This window comes from Rhodococcus sp. IEGM 1330, assembly GCF_033142445.1.
GTDB lineage: Bacteria > Actinomycetota > Actinomycetes > Mycobacteriales > Mycobacteriaceae > Rhodococcoides.
Genome location: NZ_JAWLSB010000009.1, coordinates 1 through 24,581, shown reverse-complemented (window position 1 = coordinate 24,581; position 24,581 = coordinate 1). Strand labels below are relative to the sequence as shown.

22 protein-coding genes and 1 pseudogene are annotated in these 24,581 nt (G+C 61.7%); 12 read left to right on the top strand and 11 right to left on the bottom strand.

Annotation, left to right across the window (positions count from 1 at the left end):
• Positions 1 to 36: 36 nt before the first annotated feature.
• Genes R4P57_RS19770 through R4P57_RS19760 form a run of 3 tightly spaced genes read left to right on the top strand, consistent with a single transcriptional unit; the run spans position 37 to position 2,135 of the window.
• Positions 37 to 729: an HAD-IA family hydrolase gene (locus R4P57_RS19770; protein WP_317804544.1), complete on the top strand. Its 693-nt coding sequence runs from the start codon at positions 37 to 39 to the stop codon at positions 727 to 729.
• Complete coding sequence (locus R4P57_RS19765; RefSeq protein ID WP_317804543.1) at positions 726 to 1,199, top strand: low molecular weight protein-tyrosine-phosphatase; 474 nt, start codon at positions 726 to 728, stop codon at positions 1,197 to 1,199. The genes R4P57_RS19770 and R4P57_RS19765 overlap by 4 nt, the downstream gene beginning before the upstream one ends.
• 18 nt (positions 1,200 to 1,217) lie before the next feature.
• Entirely contained in the window at positions 1,218 to 2,135 is a 918-nt protein-coding gene (locus R4P57_RS19760; protein WP_317804542.1) for an SURF1 family protein, read from the top strand.
• On the opposite strand, the gene R4P57_RS19755 is transcribed toward R4P57_RS19760, so the two are convergent.
• A complete protein-coding gene (locus tag R4P57_RS19755) occupies positions 2,076 to 3,044 on the bottom strand; it encodes a cobalamin biosynthesis protein (RefSeq protein ID WP_317804541.1) in 969 nt (322 codons plus the stop codon). The two genes, R4P57_RS19760 and R4P57_RS19755, sit on opposite strands and share 60 nt — an antisense overlap.
• Positions 3,045 to 3,399: 355 nt before the next feature.
• Positions 3,400 to 4,306: pseudogene (locus tag R4P57_RS19750) on the bottom strand (LysR family transcriptional regulator).
• A 112-nt stretch (positions 4,307 to 4,418) separates the two neighbouring features.
• Between R4P57_RS19750 and R4P57_RS19745 the strand changes: the two are divergent.
• Positions 4,419 to 5,912 carry a CoA-acylating methylmalonate-semialdehyde dehydrogenase gene (locus R4P57_RS19745; protein WP_317804539.1) on the top strand — a complete coding sequence of 498 codons (1,494 nt, stop codon included), beginning with the start codon at positions 4,419 to 4,421 and terminating at the stop codon, positions 5,910 to 5,912.
• Between the two features lie 17 nt (positions 5,913 to 5,929).
• Complete coding sequence (locus R4P57_RS19740) at positions 5,930 to 7,096, top strand: iron-containing alcohol dehydrogenase (protein ID WP_317804538.1); 1,167 nt, start codon at positions 5,930 to 5,932, stop codon at positions 7,094 to 7,096.
• 6 nt (positions 7,097 to 7,102) lie between these two features.
• On the opposite strand, the gene R4P57_RS19735 is transcribed toward R4P57_RS19740, so the two are convergent.
• Positions 7,103 to 8,503, bottom strand: coding sequence for an amino acid permease (locus R4P57_RS19735; RefSeq protein ID WP_317804536.1), 1,401 nt, complete (start codon positions 8,501 to 8,503; stop codon positions 7,103 to 7,105).
• A 129-nt stretch (positions 8,504 to 8,632) separates the two neighbouring features.
• Here R4P57_RS19735 and R4P57_RS19730 point away from each other — a divergent pair, with 129 nt between their 5' ends.
• Complete coding sequence (locus R4P57_RS19730; protein WP_317804535.1) at positions 8,633 to 9,220, top strand: winged helix-turn-helix domain-containing protein; 588 nt, start codon at positions 8,633 to 8,635, stop codon at positions 9,218 to 9,220.
• 18 nt (positions 9,221 to 9,238) lie between these two features.
• Positions 9,239 to 10,180 carry an NAD(P)/FAD-dependent oxidoreductase gene (locus R4P57_RS19725; RefSeq protein WP_317804534.1) on the top strand — a complete coding sequence of 314 codons (942 nt, stop codon included), beginning with the start codon at positions 9,239 to 9,241 and terminating at the stop codon, positions 10,178 to 10,180.
• Between the two features lie 7 nt (positions 10,181 to 10,187).
• Here the strand turns inward: R4P57_RS19725 and R4P57_RS19720 are convergent, their stop codons facing one another.
• The 4 genes from R4P57_RS19720 to R4P57_RS19705 form a co-directional block, all read right to left on the bottom strand.
• Entirely contained in the window at positions 10,188 to 10,859 is a 672-nt protein-coding gene (locus tag R4P57_RS19720; protein WP_317804533.1) for a nitroreductase, read from the bottom strand.
• 98 nt (positions 10,860 to 10,957) lie between these two features.
• On the bottom strand, positions 10,958 to 11,845 hold the full coding sequence (locus R4P57_RS19715) for a MetQ/NlpA family ABC transporter substrate-binding protein (RefSeq protein ID WP_317804532.1): 888 nt from the start codon (positions 11,843 to 11,845) through the stop codon (positions 10,958 to 10,960).
• A 25-nt stretch (positions 11,846 to 11,870) separates the two neighbouring features.
• A complete protein-coding gene (locus R4P57_RS19710) occupies positions 11,871 to 12,575 on the bottom strand; it encodes a methionine ABC transporter permease (protein ID WP_317804531.1) in 705 nt (234 codons plus the stop codon).
• The gene (locus R4P57_RS19705; RefSeq protein WP_317804530.1) at positions 12,572 to 13,579 is read right to left on the bottom strand and encodes a methionine ABC transporter ATP-binding protein; all 1,008 of its coding nucleotides are present in this window, start codon (positions 13,577 to 13,579) and stop codon (positions 12,572 to 12,574) included. The genes R4P57_RS19710 and R4P57_RS19705 overlap by 4 nt, the downstream gene beginning before the upstream one ends.
• 168 nt (positions 13,580 to 13,747) lie before the next feature.
• Here R4P57_RS19705 and R4P57_RS19700 point away from each other — a divergent pair, with 168 nt between their 5' ends.
• On the top strand, positions 13,748 to 15,139 hold the full coding sequence (locus tag R4P57_RS19700) for an LLM class flavin-dependent oxidoreductase (protein WP_317804529.1): 1,392 nt from the start codon (positions 13,748 to 13,750) through the stop codon (positions 15,137 to 15,139).
• A 440-nt stretch (positions 15,140 to 15,579) separates the two neighbouring features.
• Here the strand turns inward: R4P57_RS19700 and R4P57_RS19695 are convergent, their stop codons facing one another.
• The 3 genes from R4P57_RS19695 to R4P57_RS19685 are packed head-to-tail and all read right to left on the bottom strand — an operon-like array spanning position 15,580 to position 18,588.
• Complete coding sequence (locus tag R4P57_RS19695; protein ID WP_317804528.1) at positions 15,580 to 16,473, bottom strand: transporter substrate-binding domain-containing protein; 894 nt, start codon at positions 16,471 to 16,473, stop codon at positions 15,580 to 15,582.
• An 11-nt stretch (positions 16,474 to 16,484) separates the two neighbouring features.
• Complete coding sequence (locus R4P57_RS19690; protein WP_317804527.1) at positions 16,485 to 17,738, bottom strand: methylaspartate mutase; 1,254 nt, start codon at positions 17,736 to 17,738, stop codon at positions 16,485 to 16,487.
• Between the two features lie 4 nt (positions 17,739 to 17,742).
• Complete coding sequence (locus R4P57_RS19685; RefSeq protein WP_317804526.1) at positions 17,743 to 18,588, bottom strand: cobalamin B12-binding domain-containing protein; 846 nt, start codon at positions 18,586 to 18,588, stop codon at positions 17,743 to 17,745.
• Between R4P57_RS19685 and R4P57_RS19680 the strand changes: the two genes are divergently transcribed.
• Genes R4P57_RS19680 through R4P57_RS19665 form a run of 4 tightly spaced genes read left to right on the top strand, consistent with a single transcriptional unit; the run spans position 18,575 to position 22,644 of the window.
• Positions 18,575 to 19,489: a DMT family transporter gene (locus tag R4P57_RS19680; protein WP_317804525.1), complete on the top strand. Its 915-nt coding sequence runs from the start codon at positions 18,575 to 18,577 to the stop codon at positions 19,487 to 19,489. The genes R4P57_RS19685 and R4P57_RS19680 overlap by 14 nt on opposite strands.
• Complete coding sequence (locus R4P57_RS19675) at positions 19,486 to 20,511, top strand: aspartate-semialdehyde dehydrogenase (protein ID WP_317804524.1); 1,026 nt, start codon at positions 19,486 to 19,488, stop codon at positions 20,509 to 20,511. Before R4P57_RS19680 ends, R4P57_RS19675 begins: the two co-directional genes overlap by 4 nt.
• A complete protein-coding gene (locus tag R4P57_RS19670) occupies positions 20,508 to 21,602 on the top strand; it encodes a hypothetical protein (RefSeq protein WP_317804523.1) in 1,095 nt (364 codons plus the stop codon). Before R4P57_RS19675 ends, R4P57_RS19670 begins: the two co-directional genes overlap by 4 nt.
• 34 nt (positions 21,603 to 21,636) lie before the next feature.
• Complete coding sequence (locus R4P57_RS19665) at positions 21,637 to 22,644, top strand: TauD/TfdA family dioxygenase (protein ID WP_317804522.1); 1,008 nt, start codon at positions 21,637 to 21,639, stop codon at positions 22,642 to 22,644.
• Between the two features lie 52 nt (positions 22,645 to 22,696).
• Here R4P57_RS19665 and R4P57_RS19660 read toward each other — a convergent pair whose 3' ends face one another.
• Positions 22,697 to 23,596, bottom strand: a complete 900-nt coding sequence (locus R4P57_RS19660; RefSeq protein ID WP_317804521.1) for a LysR family transcriptional regulator — start codon at positions 23,594 to 23,596, stop codon at positions 22,697 to 22,699.
• Positions 23,597 to 24,581: the final 985 nt, after the last annotated feature.

Below are 24,581 nucleotides of genomic sequence, written 5' to 3'. Positions count from 1 at the left end.
CCGTCACCAAACAGCCCGCACCGATAGGCTTCGACCATGTCTGTCGATGTTCCCGCGTCCGTTGTCCTGTTCGATCTCGATGGGACGTTGACCGATTCCGCACCGGGAATTCATGCCGGTTTTCGTCATGCATTGGCGTCGGTGGACGCCCCCGAACCGACCGAGGAACAGCTGTCGATGGTCGTCGGACCGCCCCTGATCGACACGTTGCGCGGTCTCGGCCTGGACGAGGATGCGGCGCAGCGTGCACTGGCGGCGTACTTCGAGCGCTACGACGAGCGGGGCTGGGCCGAGAACACCGCGTTCGACGGTATCGAGTCGGTGTTGACGCGATTGCAGGATCGCGGCGTTCGCCTCGGTGTGGCGACGTCGAAGTCGGAGCGATTCGCCGTTCGGATTCTGGACCACTTCGGCCTGTCGCGGTACTTCGAGTTCATCGGCGGTGCCAGCAACGACGGCACCCGTCGGGCGAAGTCCGATGTGATCGCGCATTCGTTGACCAACCTCGGCATCGACCCGGTGGAGTCCGCGGACGGCGGCACCGCCGGGGTGATCATGATCGGTGATCGTGACCACGATGTGCACGGTGCCGCTCGATTCGGCATTCCCACGGTGTACGTGGAATGGGGCTACGGCGTCGACGGCGAGAGCGACGACGCCGCGTTCACCGCGTCGAGCATGGATGAACTGGCCACCGTGCTGGAGCAGAACACGGCGGCCGTGCAGTGAGCGAGCCACTGCACGTGACGTTCGTGTGCACCGGCAACATCTGCCGATCACCGATGGCCGAGAAGGTCTTCGCGGGGCATCTGCGCGACGCCGGTCTGGGCGATGCAGTGCGAGTGTCGAGCGCCGGGACCGGAGGTTGGCATGTGGGCGACGGCGCAGATCCACGAACCGTCGCCGAGCTCGATGCCCACGGATACGACAGCGAGCACGAGGCGGCGCAGGTCGGGCCGGATCATCTGGCGGCAGATCTGATCGTCGCGCTCGATACCGGCCATGCTCGCGCCCTGCTGCAGCTCGGTGCTCCGGCAGATCGTGTCGCCTTGCTGCGCTCGTTCGATCCCGATGCCGACGACTCGTCGGTGGCCGATCCGTACTACTCGTCCGATTCGGCGTTCACCGAGGTGCGCGAGCAGATCGAAAGTGCCGTTCCCGGCATGCTGGACTGGGCACGGTCGCGACTCTCTCGCTGACCCGGCTACCGTGGTGGAGTGCGAAAGTTAGCGTTCTTGCTGCGACCCAAATGGTTGGTGCTGGCTGCGGTGGTGCTGGCGTTCGCGTTCCTGTGCTTCAGCGTGCTCGCTCCGTGGCAGTTGGGGAAGAACACCTCGACGTCCGAGCGCAACGATCTGATCACCCGATCCGTCGACGCGGACCCGGTGCCGATCTCGGACGTTCTCACCGCCGACGGGTTCCCGGCCGAGGACGAGTGGCGTCGGGTCATCGCACCCGGGTCCTATGTCGCAGATTCCGATGTCCTCGTGCGGCTGCGTAGCATCCGTGATCAGCCCGCATACGAGGTCATCACCCCGTTCGTGATCGACGGCGGGCCAACCGTGCTCGTCAATCGCGGGTTCGTGTTGCCGGTGGAGGGAACCAGAGCGCCCGAGTTCGAGGCGGCACCCGCCGGTGAAGTGACCCTGAACGCACGGGTACGCCAAGCCGAGGGCACCTCGCGCGAGCCCATCGAGGACGACGGTCGGCTGCAGGTCTACAACATCAACCCGGAACAGATCGGCGCAGCGGTCGGAGTCGATGCCATCGACGGATACCTACAGCTCGACGACGCTCAGCCGGGCGGTCTCGGCCTGATCGAATTGCCACAGACCGACGCAGGCCCATATCTGTCCTACGGTCTGCAGTGGCTGGCATTCGGCATCATGGCACCGCTGGGTCTGGCCTATTTCGCCCGGGCGGAGATACGGGAACGTCGCAACTCGCGTGCCGAACTCGCGAACGCGATGTCCGGCGAGCCCGACACCGAGCCCGAGGACGAGGCCGGTCCCGACGAGGAAGAAGAATTCACGCTGCCCACACGCCGCGAGAAGCGAGCAAGGGCGCGCGCGGCGTTACGACCGACGACGCCGTCGGATCCTCGCTTGGCCGATCGCTACGGCAAGAATCGCTGACGCGAGCGCCGACAGTTCCTGCACTCGGCTCGACAGTGCGACCGATCGACGAAGATCGCGTGCGGTCGGCGAGTGTCCGTCACCGAGTGTCGGCCTGATCTCGACTCCGTGTCGGTACTGCGTTCTGCCGCCGAGCTGCAACCTTAGGGCCCCGGCAGCCGAGGCTTCCGCAACACCCGCGTTGGGGCTGGGGTGCTGCGCAGCGTCGCGTCGCCACATCTTCAGGGCTCCGGCAGGCGAACCCTGCACCGAGGGAGCTGCGACAACCGTCGCCACGCCGGTGACGCGAGCCGGTAGCAGGTTCAGAACGTCGTCGATTCGTGCTGCGGCCCAACCGAAGCGCAGATACTTCGGAGACCGGTAGCCGACCATCGCGTCGAGCGTGTTGCTCGCTCGGTAGGCCAGAATTCCCGGCACCCCGGCCAGTGCTCCCCACACCAGCACTCCGACCGTCGCGTCGGAGGTGTTCTCCGCGATGGACTCGAGTGCGGCGCGTGCGAGGCCGTCGGAGTCGAGTTGTTCGGGATCTCGACCGCACAGTGACGGCAGCAGTGCGCGTGCGCTCTCGAGGTCGTCGTTGTCGAGGTGGTCCGCCATCTGCCGGCCCACCTTCGACAGGGACGTGCCTCCGAGCGCGGCCCATGTAGCGGCCGCGACCAGAGCAACCTCGGCAGGTGCACCCACACGACCGGCCACGCGACTCGACCCGACGCCGAGTGCGGTCACCGAGCCGATCAGCGCGACTGCATGGACGACGCCCAATGCCCGGCTGTCGCGATAGAGGACGTGTTCGACGCGCAGGGCCATGGTGCCGAATCCTGCAACCGGGTGCCAGCGTTGCGGGTCTGCGAACACTCGATCGAGTCCGTAGCCGACCAGTAAGCCGACCGCTCGGGGGTGTGTCAACATCCCACGAATCTTGCCAACTGCGCACCCGAGGCAGGAATTCGGTATGGCGGACTCAGCGCTGGCGGTACACGCCCGCCAACTGGCGACCCCGGAAATCGATGTCGCTTCCGTCGTTGAGCAGTGCAATTGCCATTCCCACGAAGCCGACCGTTGCCATTACGAACAGTGTCATGATTCCCCCAGAATTTCGGGTGGATCCGCCATTGCGGACTTGTCTGTAACAGATTGTTACCCCTATGTTCGCTGTTTCCCACTTCTTTGAGGTCGGCGTCACGTGTGTCCGTCATCACGAGACGGCCGTCTCATCGGAACGTCCAAATGTCAACGGCCACCGACACTCTCGGACTGTGCGGATCTACTGTGGTTTCTGTTGCACAGCAAAGAGATGCTGCTCGTCGGTCACGACCGATCTGAGAAATTCGTCGACAATCTTCACCCTCGCCAGACCGGTCAGCTCTCGCGGCACCACAGTCCAGTAGGTTCGCTCCACCGATACGACTCCGGGTAACACCGATGTCAGGGCGGCGTCCGGTTCGCCGATATAACTGGGCAAGGGCGCGATTCCCACACCTGACCTCGCGGCGATCCATTGGCCGGTGATGTTGTTGGTCTGTATCCGTGCACGCCCTTCGGGAAGAATGGCGTCCAGTATTCGCAGCGGTGCGACATCGAGCAGAGCGTCGACATACGAAATGAGAGTGTGTTCTCGCAGATCCTCGACGGTGTCGACAGGGGGCATCGCAGCGAGATACGGTGCGGCAGCGTAAAGCCCGAGGGAATAGGTCGCCAGCCTGCGAGTCACGACGAATCTCGGCGACGGCCGCTCCAACGTGATTGCGATGTCGAACTCCCTGGTGGCCAACGAATTGTGCTCGGTGGCGGTGACCAGCTCGATGTCGAGATCGGGGTGCTTGTCTCTGAGTACGCCGAGTTTCGGTGTCAGGACGAATGCACCGAACCCGTCCGGGGGCTGCGATGCGCACCGTCCCTCGCAGTGAGCCGGTATCGGAGGTCTGATCCTCGAACGCGGCAATGAGTGTCGATTCGACGGTCTCTGCGTATCCGACGAGTCGTCGACCCGCCTCGGTGAGTCGCCAGCCCGACGGTGTTCTGTCGAACAGGCGCTGCCCGGCCGATTTCTCGAGCGCCGTGATGCGCCGACCGACGGTGGTGTGGTCCACACCGAGAGTGTGCGAGGCGTCGGTCAGACGACCGGTCCTCGACACTTCGAGGAAGTAGCGGAGATGGTCTGCGTTGAACACCCACCGAGACTATCGCCGGCGTGCATTTCTGCACAGCGATCTGCGCATTTGGCCTTTGACATGTGCATCCGTACAAGTGAGACTCGAGACACACCAATGGAAGGATCGAACGTTGACCGACGTCATTGCGCACTGGCTCGATGGAAAGACTCATTCCGGCACTTCCAACCGGACCGCCCCCGTCACGAACCCCGCTACCGGCGAGGTCACCGGCACGCTCAGCCTTGCCGATCGCGGCGACGCCCGCGCGGTCATCGACGCAGCTGCAGCCGCATTCCCGGCGTGGCGCGATACCTCCCTCGCCAAGCGGACCTCTATCCTGTTCTCGTTCCGAGAGCTGTTGAACGCGCGGAAGAACGAGCTCGCCGAGATCATCACCGCCGAGCACGGAAAAGTACTCTCCGATGCACTCGGCGAGATCTCCCGCGGCCAGGAAGTAGTCGAATTCGCCTGCGGTATAGCACATTTGCTCAAGGGTGGGTACACCGAGAACGCGTCGACCGGCGTCGATGTCTACTCCATCCGGCAGCCCCTGGGCCCCGTCGCGATCATCTCCCCCTTCAACTTTCCTGCCATGGTCCCGATGTGGTTCTTCCCCATCGCCATCGCGGCCGGCAACACCGTGGTACTCAAGCCCTCGGAGAAGGACCCGAGCGCGAGTATCTGGCTCGCCCGGCTCTGGGCCGAGGCAGGCCTGCCCGACGGCGTGTTCAACGTCCTTCAAGGCGACAAGGTGGCCGTGGACGAACTTCTCGAGAACAAGAAGATCAAGTCCGTCTCCTTCGTCGGCTCCACCCCCATCGCCCAGTACGTCTACTCCACCGGCACCGCCCACGGTAAGCGCGTCCAAGCCCTCGGCGGCGCGAAGAACCACGCCGTCGTACTCCCCGATGCAGATCTCGATCTCGCCGCCGACGCCATGGTCAACGCCGGCTTCGGCTCCGCAGGCGAACGATGCATGGCCATCTCCGCACTCGTCGCCGTCGGGAACATCGCCGACGAACTCGTCGCCAAGATCGCCGAACGGACAACACCGTTGGTCACCGGCGACGGCACCCGCGGGGCAGACATGGGACCGCTCGTCACCAAGGCCCACCGCGACAAGGTCGCCTCGTACGTCGATGCAGGCGAAGCGGCCGGGGCCACCCTGGTCGTCGACGGCCGCACCGTCCAGCCCGACGGTGGCACCGACGGATTCTGGCTCGGCCCCACCCTCATCGACAACGTGACTCCCGACATGAGCATCTACACCGACGAGATCTTCGGACCCGTACTCTCCGTCGTCCGCGTCGACACCTACGACGACGCGCTTGCGCTGATCAACGAGAACCCGTACGGCAACGGCACCGCCATCTTCACCAACGACGGTGGGGCGGCACGGCGCTTCCAGAACGAGGTCGAGGTCGGCATGGTCGGCATCAACGTCCCCATCCCGGTTCCCATGGCGTACTACAGCTTCGGTGGCTGGAAGAACTCCCTCTTCGGCGACAGCCACGCCCACGGCACCGAGGGCGTCCACTTCTTCACCCGCGGCAAAGCCGTCACCAGTCGCTGGCTCGACCCGAGCCACGGCGGCATCAACCTCGGCTTCCCTGAAAACGCCTGACCGCGAAGGAGCACACCATGGTTGCCAATATTTCGTTTCCTCGGTTCCTCAAGCTGGGCGGCGGTGCCGTCGAAGAGCTGGGGAGAGTACTGACCGACCTCGACGTGTCACGGCCGCTGCTCGTCACCGATGCGTTCATGGCCGGCAACGGCTCGGCAGATCGATTGATGAAGATCATGACCGAGGCCGGGAAGACGCCGGCATTGTTCTCGGGCACCGTTCCGGATCCGACGACCGATTCGTTGGTCGCCGGTCTCGACGCGGTGCAGCAGCATTCGGCCGATTCGATCATCGGGTTCGGCGGCGGCAGTCCGATGGACACGGCCAAGGCACTGGCCATTCTCGCGGTGCAGGGCGGCACGATGCGGGACTTCAAGGCTCCCGTACTGTCGACCGGCCCTGCCCTACCGATCATCGCCATCCCCACCACGGCCGGAAGTGGTTCGGAGGCAACTCAGTTCACCATCATCACCGACGTCGCCTCGGACGAGAAGATGTTGTGCCCCGGGCTGTCGTTCCTGCCGATCGCCTCGATCATCGACTTCGAGTTGACGATGTCGATGCCGGCACGCTTGACGGCCGATACCGGTGTCGATGCACTCACCCACGCTATCGAGGCGTACGTGAGCAAGAAGGCCAACCCCATTTCCGACGGTTTGGCGCTCAGTGCGATTCGCACGATCGGGACGTCGTTGCTGCGGGCGTATCGGGACGGCGACGACCGGCAGGCGCGCGAGGCGATGATGCATGCCTCGACGCAGGCGGGAATGGCATTTTCGAATGCGAGCGTCGCTCTGGTGCACGGTATGAGTCGGCCGATCGGCGCGCATTTCCATGTTGCACACGGGCTTTCCAACGCGATGCTGTTGCCTGCCGTCACGGCATTCTCGATCGACGGGGCGCAGGCGCGTTACGCCGACTGTGCACGCGCACTGGGCGCGGCGTCGGAAAGCGATTCGGATCAGGTTGCCGGTGGCAAGCTGCAGGATGCGATCGTCACACTGTGCCGCGAGGTGGAGGTTCCGACGCCGGAGACCTTCGGTATCGACAAGGCGAAGTGGAACGACCTGTTGCCACTGATGGCCGAACAGGCTCTCGCCTCGGGTAGCCCGGGCAACAATCCTGTGGTGCCTACCGCCGAGCAGATCGTCGACCTGTATCGGCAGGTCTACGCGGGTATCTAGTCGACATCACTCCGATGCGCGGGCGACGACACTGTCGCGCCGCGCATTTCGGCGTTGAACCAAGATTCCGCCGATCACGGTAACTGCGGCAAGGACGGCCGAGAGCAGGATCGACGACCGCTGCTCCGGCCGCACCACCATCATCACCAGGACGAACACGATGAACCCGATGGCCAAATAGGTCAACCACGGGTACAGCCACATCCGAACAGCTGGGCGTTCGCCGTCGCGGTCGAGTTGACGTCGCAGCACCAGCTGACTGCTGGCGATGGCGAGGTAGACGAAGAGCGCGACAGCACCGGTGGTGGCCAGCAGGTAGGTGAAGAGCTTCTCGGGCAGGATGTAGTTTCCGACGACGGCGAGGAACCCGAGCACCATCGAGGCGATCACCGCAACCCACGGCACCCCGTTCGTGGTGATCTTCTTGACCGCCCTGGGTGCGTCGCCTCGATCGCCGAGCGAATACAGCATGCGCGACGCGGTGTAGAGCGCCGAATTCAGGCACGACGCGACGGCGGTCAGGATGACGATGTCCATGATGGTCTCTGCATGGGGAATTCCCATCTTGGACAGTACGAACTGGTACGAGCCCGTTGCTGGATCCAGTTCGTTCCAGGGCACCAACGCGACGATGATGAAGATCGACCCGAAGTAGAAGATCGAGATACGCCAGATCACCGAGTTCGTCGCGCGGGTGATTCCCTTCGCCGGGTCCTTGGATTCGGCGGCGGCGATGGTGACGATTTCCGAGCCCATGAACGAGAACATCGTGGTGAGCATGGCGGCTATCACCGCGCCGAAGCCGAGCGGCATGAAGCCGCCCGAAGCCCAGAGTTGATCGACTCCACTGACTTCGGAGTTCGGCAGCCATCCCAGGATGGCTGCGATACCGAGGCCGATGAAGGCGATGATGGCCACCACCTTCACCAGCGCGAACCAGAACTCGAATTCACCGTAGTTGCCGACGCTGATCAGATTGGTCGCGGTGAGGGCAACGACGATGATCAGTGCCCACATCCATTGGGCTCCGCCGAGCCAGTTGGTGAGAATTGATGCGGCCGCGGTGGCTTCGACCGGGATCACCAACACCCAGAACCACCAGTAGAGCCATCCGACGGAGAATCCGGCCCAATGTCCCAGTGCGCGTGTGGCATACGTGGAGAACGAGCCGGTGTCGGGATTGGCCGTCGCCATCTCCCCCAGCATGCGCATCACCAGGATCACGAGTGTTCCCGCGAACAGATACGCCAGCAACACCGCTGGGCCCGCCGTCGCGATGGCGTTGGCCGAACCCACGAACAATCCCGCGCCGATGACTCCAGCAATCGAAATCATCGTCACGTGCCGAGGCTTGAGGCTGGTGCCGAGTCCTTGCTCACCGGTTTCCGGCTTGTCCGTAATTGACATCCCTGTAGTCGAACACAGAGTAAGCGTTGTTGCAGTCGGTGCCCGAAATGTCCAGACGACCAGTGATACAGAACTTTCCACGCGCAGCGCATCACAGTTGATATCGTCTGGTCCCGTGGAAGTAGGCTCATGATCTTCACCGTCGCTGTTGCGCGAGCGATCGCCGACGGTACGGTCCGGCGGGTCTATCGGCGGTGGTCGAGTGCGAGGGTGACCGCCGGGTCGGTGCAGCGCTCATCCTCGGGCATGATTCGCATCGACTCCGTCCACGAGGTGGATCCGGCAGGGCTGACCGACGCGGATGCCCGGGCCGCAGGGGAAGAATCGCGCAGTCATCTCGAGAAATCGTTCTTCGGGCCCAGCTCGCTTCCCACCTATCTGATCGAGGTCTCCTACCTCGGCACCGATCCTCGTGATGTCTTGGCCGACGATGCCGAACTGGACGAAACTGCACTGAATGCTCTCAGGACAACGCTCTCCCGGATGGACTCTCGGTCCGAATCTGCCTGGACACGAGCAGTATTGACGGCCATCGCTGCCGAACCTGGACGCCGCGCAGCGGACCTTGCCGAGCAGGTAGGACTGGATACGAAGGCGTTCAAAGCCCGCGTACGCCGGCTCAAGAATCTGGGGCTGACGATCAGCCTCGAGACCGGCTACCGACTCTCACCCCGCGGAACCGCATTCCTTCGGCTCACCGACAACGCTGTGGACTGATCCCGGCATACTGGACCGATGAACTCCGAAGCGGGCACCATCACCGATCCGGTCACCATCGTCGGTGCGGGCATAGCCGGCGCGGCCTGCGCGCGGGTTCTCCGCGACGCAGGCGTGCCGTTCCGCATCGTCGACCGAGGCCGCGCGCCGGGTGGACGGATGTCCTCACCGGAGTTGCACGGACGTCGCGTCGACCTGGGTGCCGGCTACTTCACCGTCCGAGATCAAGAATTTTCGACCGTGGTCGCCGAGTGGGAGTCGGGTGGATTGGCGCGCCAGTGGGCCAACACGTTCGGCATCCTCAAGCCCGAAACGGTTCCGTGCACTACGACCGGACCGGTTCGCTGGGCGACCCCGAACGGGCTTCGATCCTTGGTGCGAAACATGCTCGACGGCTTCGACATCCACCATTCCACCGAGTTGACCGAGCTGCCCGACGGCCACGTCGTGGTCGCCATGCCCGACCCTCAGGCGAAGCGACTGACCGCAGTTCCCGATGCCGTCGACTACGTACCCGTCATCGCGGTGGCGTGCGGGTTCGACGGGCTCGACATCCCCTTCCGGGACGCAGCGTTCGTCAACGATCATCCCGATATCGATTTCGTCGTCGACGACGGTGCACGCCGCGGCGACGGTGCTCCGGTTCTGGTGGTGCACACCACGTCGGAGCGAGCGCAGCAGCATCTCGACGATCCCGACGGCGCGATCGCCCCGGTTCTCGACGCCCTCCGCGAATTGTCCGTCGTCACGGCGACACCCACGTGGACCCACGCTCATCGGTGGACGTTCGCAAAGCCTGCGGCGCAGCACGATTCCAATTTCGCGCTTCACCAGCAGGACGGACGCTTCGTCGGATTGGCCGGCGATCAGTGGTGCGAATCCGGAGTACCCCGGGTGGAGAGCGCTTGGCGTTCGGGCACTGATGTAGGCCGGGAGCTGGTCCGAGAACTCGGCCGTTGAACCAGGCTCAGCGGACGAATCTCACCGTCTCATCGAGAGGCGCTCGGCTGGTACGGAATCCGTTGATCGGGTGTGTCTCGTCGGGATAGCCGAAGGAGATGCCGGCCACCACTTTTCGGCTGTCCGGGATGTCGAACCATTCGTGCAGAAAGGGCGAGTACGCGGCCAGGGCTGCTTGCGCGATCGCCCCGAGACCGAGGCTCTGCGCCGCGAGGAGGAAAGTCTGTAAATACAACCCGCAATCGACCGCCCCGTACACACCCAGATCGGCATCGGTGGTGATGATGGCCGCGTGCGGGGCGTCGAACAGCTCGTAATTGCGAATGAACTGACGCGTCGTCGCCTCCGTGTCGGACTTCACCACACCGATGCTCTCGTACAGTGCGCCGCCGCATTCACGTCGCCGGGCACGGTGCAGAGCGTTGTAGTTCGCCGGAAACGGAAAGTCCGGTTGCGGCACACCGGACGCCACGTGCTCCACCAATGCTCCGGAGAACTTACGGGTGGCATCGCCTTCGGTCACGATGATCTGCCACGACTGGGTATTGGACCAAGAAGGTGTGCGCCGGGCGGCTGACAGTAGCTGATCGAGTACCTCGCGCGAGACCTGCTTCGGCAGGAACTGCCGGCACGAGTACCTCTCATCGAGCAATTCTGTCAGCGCTTCGTACCGGGTCACATCGTCCGCCTCGTGTCGGTGTCGTCGGGTGCGGATCGAACGTAACACCACGGCTGCGCCCGACGGTCAGCTGCTGGACCGTCGGGCGCACGGTGCCGCTACTGCAGGGGCAGCAGAATGTCTTTCACTCGCGGGTCGGTGGCCAGGAATTCCTGCACCGCAGGGTCCTTGAACGCTGCGACGAGATTCTTGATGTTGTCCGTATCTGCCCATCGGCTACCGATCGTCAGCTGCCCGGCGAACTCGTCCGGGGCCGGCGGCGCGAAGATCTGCTTCTCGACGGGGATGCCTGCGGCGAGGTAGTACTCGGTGTAGCCCACAGCTGCGTCGAGATCCGGCAGTGCCCGCGACTGTGCGGCGAAATCCAGCAGGGTGAATTTCAGGTTCTTCGGGTTACCGACGATGTCCTTCTGCGTAGCCGTCGACTTGTCGACAGCCGGGTCGAGCGTGATCAGCCCCGCTCGCTCGAGTACCCACAGGCCCTGGGCTTCGTTGGCCGGGTCGGAGTAGAGCGATACCGTTGCGCCGTCCGGCAGTTGCGCTGGGTCGGAGTACTTGTCGGACCACAGTCCGAAGCCCCAACGAAACACCGGGGTTGCGGCTTCTTCCTGGAAGTCCGGATTGGATTCGAGTACCTGCCCGAGCCACAGCTTGTGTTGGTAGACAGTCGCCGCTACTTCACCGTCGCTGACAGCGCGGTTGATGGTGTTGCTGTCCGCGAGTCCACGGAACTCGACTGTGATGCCGTACCTGGGAGCGACCTGATCGGCAACGAATTCCACGAGGGCCTGCTCGGATGCATTGCCTTCGGCAGTGGCGACAACAAGAGTTGCGCCCTCGGTCTCGTTGGCCGATGCAGTGTTGCCGAAGAACGCTATTCGAATCACTGCGGCGAGAGCGATCAGCAGCACAACGGCGGCGATGATCCAGGGAGCTTTCCGACGGTTCTTCAGCTCGAAGCCGTGCGCCTCGGTGGACGTTGTCATGGTGGGTGGACCTTTCGAGTGTGAATCAGGCTGTGCGCAAGGCGCGCTGGTGGGGTGTGGTGAAGCGAACAAGTGCATCGCCGACAAGCTGGACGGCGGCGACGGTGAGAATCAGGATGACGATCGTTGCGATCATGACGGTGTGATCGAATCGTTGGTATCCGTATGTGACTGCGACATAGCCGATTCCGCCAGCACCGATGGTGCCCGCGATGGCTGAATATTCGATCATGGCAATGACGTTGATGGTCAATCCACCGATGATCGACGGCACCGCCTCGGACAACTGTGTGGTGGTGACCTGCACTGTGGAGCCACCCGACGCGCGGGCCACGTCGACCACCGACGTCGGAACGGAGCGCAGAGAGTTCTCGACGATGCGGGTGAAGAATGCAATGCCCGCCAACGACATCGGCACCACAGCGGCTGCGATACCGATGTTGGTTCCGGTGATCCATCGGGTCACCGGAACCAGCGCGGCCATCAGAATCAGGATCGGCAACGACCGTCCGATGCTGACGATCCAGCTGACCGGCGTGTGCAGCACCGGGTTCTCGAACAATCCGCCGGGCCCCAGGTTGAACAACAATGAGCCGAGCGGCACCCCCACGATCACCACGATGAACATCACGATCCCGACCATCGTGAGGGTGTCGCCGAGGGCAGGCAAAAGCAACGCAGGCAGTTCATCGACCGGCACCTTGTTGCCTGCAGCGAGCACCGCGCTCATGACGCGACCTCGAATACCGGCTGCTCAGCGGTTGCGGAACCGGACAGCCCGAGTGCCGCCAAAGCTTCGGGCACTCGGGGGCCGAGGTGGGCACCGATCCCGAGGGACGCGCTGCCGACAGCTACTCCGGCGACAATCTGCACGGACGCTCCGAGTAGCGCGACAGGCGCGCCGAGATCCTGACCCAGCCGCCCGATCCAGTCCGGCGGAACGTCGGGCGAATCATAGGTGACGTGCCACAGCAGATCGCCGGGCGTTACCTCTGCGTCGTCGCGGCGTGGGCGTAATTCGCGGCCAAGGCCCGAGCGATGGTCGGTGAGCAGGTCGACGAGCCTGCCCGATTCCACGATTCGACCGTGATCGAGTCGAGCCACCGAATCTGCAGCTCGCAGAACGGTATCCATTTCGTGGGTGATGAACACAATGGCGAGGTCGAGGTCGCGGCGCAGTTCGCGCAGCAGCTCGACCACCGATTCGGTGGTCTGTGGATCCAAGCCGGACGTGGCCTCGTCGGACAACAGCACCGACGGCCGAAGCGCCAACGCTCGCGCGATTCCCACTCTCTGACGCTGACCGCCCGACAGTTGAAACGGATATCGAGCGGCTTTGTCGGACAGGCCTACTCGATCGAGCAGTTCGGATACGCGCCTGGCCGTCTCTGCTTTCGTCACCCCGAGGAAGTCCAGTGGCAGGGCGACGTTCTCCGCCACGGTTCGACGCGACAGCAGGCTCGACGACTGAAAGACGGTACCGATTCGACGCCGAGCGACGCGAAGTTGCTTGGCATTCAACGACGTCAGGTCGTCGCCGTTGACGATCACCGAGCCCGAGGTAGGTCGCGTCAGGAGGTTGATGCATTGGGCCAGCGTGCTCTTGCCTGCACCACTGGGGCCGACGACGGCGAGAATCTCGCCGGCCTGAACCGAGAAATCCAGCCGGTCGAGCACGACGGTTGTGCTCTCGCCGGTCCCGTAGGTCTTGGTCAACTGCGCTATTTCGATCATGCTCCGACGCTCTTTTCAGTGATGTGACGGCGCAACACTGGGGTATCGGCGGTTCCATGACCAGCTATCGACTCATCACGATCCGAACTGTTCCCACCTGCCTCGGTCGTCGGTAGCGTCGCACCGCTGTCGATATTCGGACAGGTCGTCCCGCCGAAGGAGTTCCCCGTGTCACGCGAGATTCGTTTCAATGCCTTCGACATGAATTGCGTCGCGCATCAGTCCCCCGGTCTCTGGCGGCATCCGCTCGATCAGTCGTGGCGGTACAAGGAACTCGGCTACTGGACCGATCTGGCACAGCTGCTGGAACGGGGCCTGTTCGACGGCCTGTTCGTCGCCGACGTTCTCGGCACCTACGACGTGTACGGCGGCAATCACGATGCTGCCATCCGGCACGGTGCACAGATACCGGTCTCGGATCCACTGCTGCTCGTCAGTGCGCAGGCCGCGGTCACCGAGCATCTGGGGTTCGGCATCACCGCAGGAACCGGCTTCGAGCACCCGTATCCGTTCGCACGACGGCTCTCGACGCTCGACCACCTGACCAACGGACGGATCGGGTGGAACGTGGTGACCGGGTATCTGCCGTCGGCGGCGCAGAACATGGGCCACGACGACCAGTTGAAGCACGACGACCGCTACGACCACGCAGACGAATACCTCGAGGTGCTCTACAAGCTGTGGGAGGCGTCGTGGGACGACGATGCGGTGGTCCGCGATCGCGAGTCCGGTGTGTTCACCGATCCCACCAAGGTGCATCGAATCAACCACCGCGGCAAACACTTCACGGTGCCGGGTATCCATCTCGCCGAGCCGTCCCCGCAGCGGACGCCGGTGATCTTTCAGGCCGGTGCGTCGCCGCGTGGTGTTCGGTTCGCGGCGCAGAATGCCGAAGCGATCTTCGTCGGCGCACCCACCAAAGAGATTCTGGCGCAGACGGTTTCGAATATTCGTCGAGCGTTGCGCGATGCCGGCCGTGATCCGTATTCCGCGCGTATCTATCAGCTGCTCACCATCGTCACCGATGAGACCTCCGAACTCGCCCATGCCAAGCACGACGAGTATCGGTCGTATGCCAGTGCAGAGGGTGCGTTGGTGTTCATGTCGGGTTGGATGGGCGTCGACCTGTCGCGGTATGCACTGGACGAGCCGCTCGGCAACGTCGAGAGCAACGCGATTCAGTCGTTCGTCGCGTCGTTCCAGTCGATCGGGGCCGACGGCAAGGAATGGACGGTGCGCGATATAGCCGAGTGGGGCGGTATCGGCGGTGCCGGCCCACGCATCGTCGGCTCCCCCGGCGAGGTCGCGGATCAGTTGCAGGAGTGGGTGGACGAGACCGACGTAGACGGCTTCAATCTCGCGTACGCCATCACTCCGGGAACATTCGAGGACGTAGTGCGGTACATCGTCCCCGAATTGCAACGCCGCGGCGTCTATCGCACCGAGTACACGCCGGGCACATTGCGTCACAAGCTCTTCGGCAAAGGTGATCGACTGCCCGAGGAACACCGGGCGCAGCAGATCGTGCGGGAGGTTCGGGCGAGCCGAGACACCGTGTGATCGTGGTCATGAGTGGAGAACTCTCGAACCCCGAAACTGCGCGTCAACTGACCGCACTGGCGCTCTCCGGCCCTGCCACCCTCCCGTACCCCGTGCAGACCCGAAGCCGATGCGTCGCCGAAAGGCCCTCACGGACGATGAAGTGAGGCGCGCCACCGCTGAGTACGCGACCGGACGAACGGTGAAACAACTCGCATTAGAGTTCGATGTCCACCACACCGTAGTCAGCGACTCTCTGCGGGAGGCTGGTGTTCGGCTTCGCGAGACGGGCCTGCTTCCTACAGACATCGATGCCGCCCGGCGGCTGCGAGTCCGAGGATGGTCATACCCCCTCATCGCTGCTCATTTTGGATGCGGAACCGACACTGTCGGACGACGACAATCCAGTGCACGTTCCGAACCCTGAGCGAGGGAAAGACGCACCCGGGTCATTCAACCGATCAAGGTGGGGAGAATTGGCCTCCCGCACTTCGTATGGACTGATTCGACGCTGATCGCGCTAGGTTCAAATTCGACCGTTCTCCGAGGTTTGCAGCATAAATATCGCCGTAGTGCCCGATTCGGTCCAAGACAATTCTGAGCCAGCCATCCGACAATCCCCACCGGGGAGCAATACCTTCCGTCTCACCTACCAGTAGTGCAAGGGCGTCGGCTGAGTCGACAGCAGCAACCTCCGCGTTCAGTAACGTGAACAGCACATGTCGGCAGATACGAAAAAGATCAACATTCTCGGACGAAACGAAAGGTGACATCGGTTCGTAGGAGATGGTGTCCGAGAGTATCTGATGAGCGTCCGGATCCTGGAAGTGTGCGCGGATGCCGGCTAGTGCGGAGCGGTCCAACACGTATGCGGTCGTTTCACCGCTCAGGTAGGTCTGAAGCGCGGCGTCAGGAGTTGGAGCCTCGATAGCCTCGAGAGTTATCCCGTGTTCCCGATGTAGGCGGTCCAGATTCACAGTGGTCGTCGTTCCTGCCTGCACGGAAACCGAGCTACCGTGCAACTCCGCGAGCTCAGTGACTGAACTCGACGTCAAGAAGCCTTCCCCATCGTGGCAAAGGACCCCAACGAACAGCACGTCGGCGTCACGAGTGGTAGTCCATGAAGTGTTCGACGCGCCGAGGTCGGCAAGCCCAGCCGAGACGGTTTGGATGCGGTCTTCAGGTGCGGTCGGCAACCACTCGATGGACGAATCGTCTCCCGTCAATGCAATCGAGACTGCGCGAGCGACGTCGACGTCAAGTCCTGTGGCAGTGCCATCGTCGCCGACAAGCGATAGCCCCGGTATCCCGAGAGAAACCGAGACACGAAGGCCGGTCCGCTTTACCTCGGCCAAGCTTCGACTAGTCACGTCAGAACCCGATCTACGCCGCCAGACAGTTGTTCCCGGTCGAATCGGGTTTGGTTGTAGTTCAGCACAACCAAGAGTTGGTCAGAGCGTAACGGTGCTGCGCCGGAGACCGCCGAAATCGGCATCCGTCCGGTATCACTCCATTCCAATCGCCCGTCTGCTCGAACCGTGGCGCGTGCGAGATTCGCGTTGTCGGTGTGCAGACAGAATGGGACGTCCAACAGGCCACGGCTGAAGGCGAGGTTCAACGCGTGACCGATGTTGTCTGATTGCTCCAGCGTCGCAGCGATCAAACGGTCGGCTTCGGACATGATCGATAGGACCTCTTCCTCTGATGCTTGGCCGAGTCGACCTGTCGGGCGCATGCGACCGGCCAGTTCGAGTGCCGCGACGTTTTCCTCGATTGTCGGGATTCGGTGCGCTTCAGCTGGGGTCTTGACGATCAGTCGCTCCGCGCCGGATGCGTGCGCGAGCATGACGCTTCGTTCGAGCAACCTGTTCGATCCGACTGACGTGAGTGGGTAAACGCCCATGTAGGTGTAGATGACGGTGTGGCGTTCGGCCCGGTCTCCGATGTACCGGTCAGCGAGATTGCGAAGTGCAGTTACGGCCGCGACATCTTGGTCGAGATTGGTCTGCTGCGCGTAGCTCAACGAGATGCTTTGGACACCGTACTGAGCAAAGAACAGTCCTTCGAGCACGCTCAGCGCTACCAGCAAGCTGGGTGGGCAGAGCTGGCCGAGCATGCAACCACCGAAAGTTTCGAGGTGGAGATCGTGGTCGGCCGCTACCTCCGCGGTTTCGGCCCATGCGTCGACGGCAGCACTGATCGGGAGGCGACTGTATGGCAGGCAGTAACTGACCGGTCCTCCTTCGGTTGCTGGGAAGCCCGCGTCGATGAGAGTTCGCACAATGTCCTGAGGCTGAGCTGATCCGTGGCGTATCTGTATCGGGAACTGACTGTCGTGAACGTCAGCGCACATCAGGGCTGTCGATTCTGCTCCGTGCGCAACCAGCGGGTAGCCGTTCAGTGCCTCCCCAGTTGTTATCGCCGATGCGGCGGAGTCGTGGTCGCCGACTCGGGTGAAGCTGTCAATCGTGATTGTCCCAAGCGTTGCGGCATCGGCGTTTCGAGTTGCGATCAGTCCGTCTCTCATTTTTGTTTGATCTGAGAAACCCATCCGAGGCTGGACAGCAAGTTTGCCTGACGCCTTTGCATTCATAACGCGTTCATGAAACGGATTCGACATCGTGCTATACCCCCTCTTCTATTTGCAATTCTGACCCCATGATGGCGCGCTGGCCTTGGTTGGTGCCGAGCATCTCCAGTAACGCGTTCTGCTGAAGAGATGGCGACGCCGTGGCCTCGAACACAGCATTGAATCCGGCCTCGATCAGCCCGCTTGCGTGTTCGATGTTGGCATCTCCTGTAACGCCTAGTTTTCCTCCGACCACCAGGATGACGTCGGAGCAGCGGTTATCTTGGCGAATGCTCCTCGCCACGGCCGGAGCGTCCAGATGCCCGTGGCCATTGACGCTGCTGATGACAACTGCGGACGCGCCAACCCTTGCAGCGGTTTCCGCGATGAGCTCGACCGGTGTGCACGGCCCCAGGTTGACGACGGTGTGTCCCGCCTCGGTTAAAAGCAGATCGAGAAATACTAGATTCCACATGTGGGAGTCGGATTGTATTGTCGCGAGGATCACAGACTTCTTTGCGGGTCGCTCCAGCGTCGAACTTCTTCTGGTTTCGAGCATCGGGACTGGATTTCCTTCCGAATTTGTCGGGAAGCATGAGGCTGGGCCGTCAAAGAATGTTCCACAGGTAGTGCGGATCTGGAATTCGGGTGCCATCCGAAACTTCGATAACCCTATCGAACAGACCGATCGGTCGGTGGTGCCTGCGCGAGAATTCGATAGACCCATCGAAAGCTTGAATGCCGCCCCGTTCACATTTGTGCAGGCAGCTTGCAGAATCAAGTGGTTCCCCGCCGGGGTATGCAAACTCATCATGAAGATGTCATTCAACCGTAGGAGACCGTTAATTATGATCGACGTCAAACCGCAACCTTCGAGCAAGGTCGGCGTGATCGAACTCATCGCGGCAATGGTTCTGTCAGGAACGATCGGTGCCTTCGTTCTCGAATCCGGCGCTAGCCCTGGAACCGTCGTGTTCTTCCGTTGCGTGTTCGGAGCAGTGGCGCTCGCGATCTACTGTGCCGTGCGCGGCTTCTTCAGTGGCAGTGGGATCAACGCTGCCAAGCTGGGGCTTGCGGCCCTGGGGGGTGTTTTCATCGTTTACAACTGGACTCTTCTGTTCGCCGCATACGGAAGCACCTCGATCTCCGTAGCGACGGTGGTTTACCACACTCAGCCGTTCTACGTGCTCATACTGGGAGCCCTGATCCTTCGTGAGCGAATCACCCTGAACAAGTGGGCCTGGATGGTGGTCGCGTTCGTCGGAGTCATTCTTGTCTCTGGGCTGACCAGCGGGCACCTGTTCGGTGATACCCAGTACATGATCGGCATCGGCTACGCCCTCGGGGCTGCAGTTCTGTACGCAATCGCCACCATTATCGCCAAGCGGCTTTCGGGAGTACGCCCACACATCATCGCCCTTGTTCAGTGCGTCGTTGGAATTCCGCTCCTCGCACCGTTCATCACCTACTCCGAGCTCGGCGATCTCGGTGCAGGATGGTTGTGGTTGATCGGGCTCGGAGTGATCCACACCTGCGTGATGTACATCTTGATGTACTCGTCGTACCAGAAGCTCCCCACGCCGATGATTGCCGTGCTCGGCTTCGTCTACCCCGTTGTTGCGGTCATCGTCGACACGACATTGTTCGGTACTCGAATCACCCTTCTCCAGGTACTGGGCATGATCCTGATCGTTGGGGCGAGTCTCGCCGTGAGCTTCAACGTGGGTGGACGTCGCAAGGCAGCTGCTGAGTCGGACACCGAAGCCTCGGCCGCCCTCGAAGCGCCGGCAGCGACACGATGAACGTCAATTCACCAAGAATCGCGGTCGTCGGTGCGACAGGCGCGGTAGGAACGACACTGCTCGAACTCATCCACGATCGTGGATTCGAGTACAGCCGCATCGACGCGGTTGCATCGGAACGCTCGGCCGGGAGCTCGGTGCCGTTTGCGGGCGGTGAGCTGGAAGTGCAGTCGCTCAACAGTTTCGACTTTTCCCAGACGGACATCGCGTTCTTCTCTGCCGGCACTTCAGTCAGTCGGAAGTGGGCGCGTGAGGCTGCGTCGGCCGGCGCACTTGTCATCGACAACACAAATGCGTTCCGAATGGATCCTGACAGCCCCCTCGTCGTTCCCCAGGTAAACGGCAGTCTTGCCGAGGTGCGGCCGACGTCAGGAATTATCGGCAATCCGAACTGCTCAACGATCCCGCTCGTGCGAGTTCTGCACTCGTTACGTTCATGGACGCCCAGGACAGTCATAGTCACGACCTTTCAGGCAGCATCCGGCCAGGGACTCCGCGGTCTGGACGAACTACGCAATTCGTCGCGCGCCGTCATAGCCGAGGACACTGTCGACCGTCGAGAATCCGACCGGTTTGGGCGAATGCTGGCTTTCGACGTACTTCCGATGATCGACGTCCCGTTGGACTCTGGGTTCTCGCTCGAAGAGCAGAAAATGACCCAGGAATCGACAAAAATTCTGGACGACCCGGACATCGCTGTCACCGCGACGTGTGTGCGCGTCCCTGTCTTCAACTGCCACTCAGAATCGGTCTACATCGAATTCGAAGATAAAGTCGACGTAAGCGAAGTGGTGCAGGCGCTTTCGACTGCGGACGAAGTGACTGTCTATCCGAACGCCACGGAGTTTCCAAGTCCCGCAACGATTAGCGACCATGACCGTGTTCACGTGGGTCGAATCCGGGCGGTCCCTGGCAACCCGCGTGCGTTGTGGCTCTGGCTCGTTGCAGACAATGTTCGGATCGGCGCAGCCCTCAACGCGATTCAAATTGCGGAACGTGTCAAGATAGGAGCGGTTGCATGAGCCGCTCGACACCCCTTGTGGTCAAGTTCGGCGGATCGACCTTTCTGAACGGCCATAGTGACTACAAGCGAATCGCCGAGTACTTGATCGGAGTGCATCGCGAATATTCAAGACCAATTATTGCTGTCGTATCAGCACCGCCCGGAGCAACGGAAGCCGCCCGTGGCCGGATACACCAGGTAAACCCGAACGCGGGTGCGAAATATGCGGCAACCTTGTTTAGTTTGCCGGACACGGAGTCGGCGGTACTACTCGCGGCCGCAGTGGAAGCCAGTGGGACGAGAGCTGATGCACTGAACAGTCATCAGAACGGAATTGTCACCGACCGCACGCCCCTGTGGTCGCGAATTCAGTCTGTTGACACCGAGTTACTCTGGCAGGCCCTTGAAGGGGCTGACATTCTATGTATAGCAAGCGGCCATGGCGCTGATTCGTCTGGTCGATTCACATGGATGGGGAAAAACAGTGGCGATCTGTCTGCCTTGATCATTGCTAGCGCCGTCGGCGCAGACACTGTCGAAATCTATTCTGATGTCGACGGCGTCTACACAGCTGATCCCCGTTTGGTGTCCGACGTCCACCTTTTATCCGAACTGAGTTACGACGTGGCGCGGACCATGGCCTCGCGCGGTGCGAAAGTTCTGGACCGTCGAGCCCTTGATGTTGCGCGGGCTCATGGGATTGCCATCAAATGCCGCGTGAATCATGGCGACTACCACATTGGCACCACGGTGACGGACGAAGCCAGTCACATGCGAACTGCCGTCATCATCGATACAAAGTCCGTTGTCCTTGGCGCGGCCACACCCGAGGACGCTGATCTGACCCTCGAGTACTTACTCGACCGCGGCCTGTCGTGTATCCGAGTCGAGGACGGTGACTACAAGAATGTTGTGGTCGTGACGGGTGGCTACACCGACATCGAGGCTCTGATTGCTCGGCGCGAGGCGCCGGCCGAAATTACGGGGGCACGCCTGGTTTCGGTGGTCCGATGTCGCCATGCGTCCGACTACATCGTGGAGAACACCAACGCTGCAATTGACCTCGGGCGTGAACTGCATCGCCAATCGGACTCGTTCACCACCACCTGATTTGTCCAACACCCTAGACTGAAAGAGATCCCGAATGACCACCGTGATTGCAGCACGTAAGACACTCGGCCGGATCGACTTACCCGAATCGGTAACGTCAGGGCTTCGAGACAAACTGATCGAGATGGAGAATCCTTCCGACAATCCGGATCTGTCGACAACTCGACTACTGCAAGCTTTCGCATCGGTTCTCGACACAGAAGATCTACAACAGATTCTCGATGCGGGCAGACACCCTGATACGCCGGGCGTCACCCTCCTCACTGGACTCCCTACCGATCCGAATCTGCCGGCTACACCGCCTGACGGTGGCCCAGCGGCAGACAAAGCCACGTACGTCTCGGAGGGCACAGTTCTCGGCCTATCAGCGTTGGTTGGCGAGCCCTACGGCGTCCATTCGGAGAAGGACGGGCAGCTCGTCCACGACGTCATCCCTGTGCAAAGTGGAGCCAACACACAGACCAATATGGGTTCGACCGTGTTTCTGAATTTTCACAACGACATCATTCACGACCCGATCGGCCATTACACGCTCGCAAACCCCGACTTTTTGATTCTTCTGTGCGTCAGATCAGACCCAGAAGGGAAAGCCCTGACTTACTATGCGGATGCGCGCGATGTGGTTTCCCGACTCAGCCCCAACCACACCGAGCAACTCCGACAGGCGCAGTTTCAGTTGAATGCGCCCGGCAGTTATTGCCGCGCGGTGGGGCAGGTTCAGGTCCTGTCAGATGTGACTCCAATCATCACAGGCCCCCATGAATTCCCGGAAGTGGCGACGTCGGCGAACGGAATCGTCGCCCTGACCCGCGCCGGCGAGCTGGCGCTCGCCGCCTTTCAGATCGCATGCCGGGAGGTTGCCCATGAGGTCGCCTTGCGTCCCGGCCAGGCACTGATCATCAACAACCGCAAAGGCCTGCATGCCCGCAGTAGCTTCATCGCTCGGCACGACGGCTCCGATCGGTGGTTGCAGAGAACCTATGTGCGGCGGTCATTCTGGAATTCTCGCTACCGTGCTGAACAGGATCGTCGCCTTCTGTAATCGGTCCGGAATGGACTGAGCGCTCACTCATCGGGTCTCGGGCGCGTTTCGATTACGGTGCGGACGCAGTCTGCTCTCCGGCCACCTTGCGTGCAGCCACCAGAAGTTCAGCAACCTTACGAGTGACCCGCCGGCTTTCTGGATGAAGCAACAGCGTCCGCACCGTGAATGGCACCTCCCATGCCACCTCGACGAGTTCCTTCGCGTCCAGAGCATCCTGCACGGTCACGCGGGGCAGCAGGGCGACCGCGTCGATTGTCAGCAGTGCTCGTCTAATCGCCTCCACCCCACCGAGTTCCACGATCGGGAAGGGCTCGCCGTCCGGTCGGCTGAGTAGCAGTTCAAATCGATCCCGGTACGCACATCCCGGTTCTGTACCCACGACCCGAGTTGCACGGATCTCATCCAGAGTGACGACCTCTTGATGCACGAAAGCATGTCGCGGTCCACACACGAGAGCGAGCGGTTCTTCACAGAGAATCTCGGTTCTGACGCCAGGCAGGGCGGTTCTGTCGTCGACCACGAATGCTGCATCGAGGTCACCCCGTCCGACGGCCTCGATTGCCTCCGCGCAGAGGCTCGGCCGCAGCTGAACAGTCAGGCCCGGATGCAGGTTCGACAGATACTCGAACATGGGAAGGATTCTCGATGACGTGATCGACTCCATCGCCCCCAACACCATCGGCCCACGTAGCTCGTCGCCTCGTACCGATTGACGTGCTTCGGAGATGGCCGCGAGGACCGCCCTTGCATGCGGCAGGAAGAGTAAGCCTTCAGATGAGAGCTTCATTCCCGTCGACCCACGGTTGAGCAACGTCACCCGCAGGTCCTTCTCGAGGTTCTTGATCTGCGTCGTCACCGTAGATTGCGCGTAGCCCAGCTTTCGTGCAGCGTCCGTGACCGATGACAACTCAGCCACTGCAACAAATGCTTCCAGTCCTCGTAAATCCATCCGGTGCCTCCCCCACTCGGAAACCGATCTTACGGTTTCCTAAGGAATAGTCACAGCTCAGCTCGAATTGTGCACATATACGAAACCGGGCGCAGGACGATCAACCAGCGTCGATGAATTCGAGGTTGCGCACACCGAGGCGGATGCAACGGACTGTATCGACGCATTGAGACCATCGTCGGCGGATGAAAACCGCACGGTCGTTCGAGGAGAGGATCACCTGAAGTTGCGGATGCCCTCGATGGTCAAGGGTTGGAACGTCGCTTCCCTGGTGGTCCTGAGTGGAGAACTCTCGAACCCCGAAACTGCAAGTCAACTGACGGCACTGGCTCTCTCCGGCCCTAGTCACCCTCCCGTTCCACGTGCAGACCCGAGGCCGATGCGTCGCCGAAAAGCCCTCACAGAGGATGAAGTGAGGCGCGCCACCGCTGAGTACGCGAGCGGACAAACGGTGAAACAACTCGCAGTCGAGTTCGATGTCCACCACACGGTAGTCAGCGACTCGCTGCGGGAGGCCGGTGTTCGCCTTCGCCAGTCAGGATTGTCGGCGACAGAGGTCGAAGCCGCACGGAGCTTGCGGGCAGCGGGATGGACGTACGCGCGTATCGCTGACCATCACAACTGCGGCATCGAAACAGTTCGACGGCGTCTAAGGAGTCCCGGGCCGGAGGGCTCAATCTGACCGATCAAAACACGGCACAGACATCAAGTCCAGCAATTCACCCGCCGCACGTACACGAACCCGTAGCGCGGACTGTCGTGAAAATCGGCAGACGAAGTCACTGTCACAACCTTGCGAGAGCTATTCCTTGCACCTAGCGAGCTGTCCGCAGATCAACCAATGCTGGGCCTACCTTGTTCTTTTGCTATCAGAATCCGCATTACGCCATCGATCAGAATAGCAACTTCTAGTGGTGTGTCTCCAAAATAATCGATGATTCGTGCATTAGAATTTCGTTCATGAGAGCACCAGTTCCCGCACTAC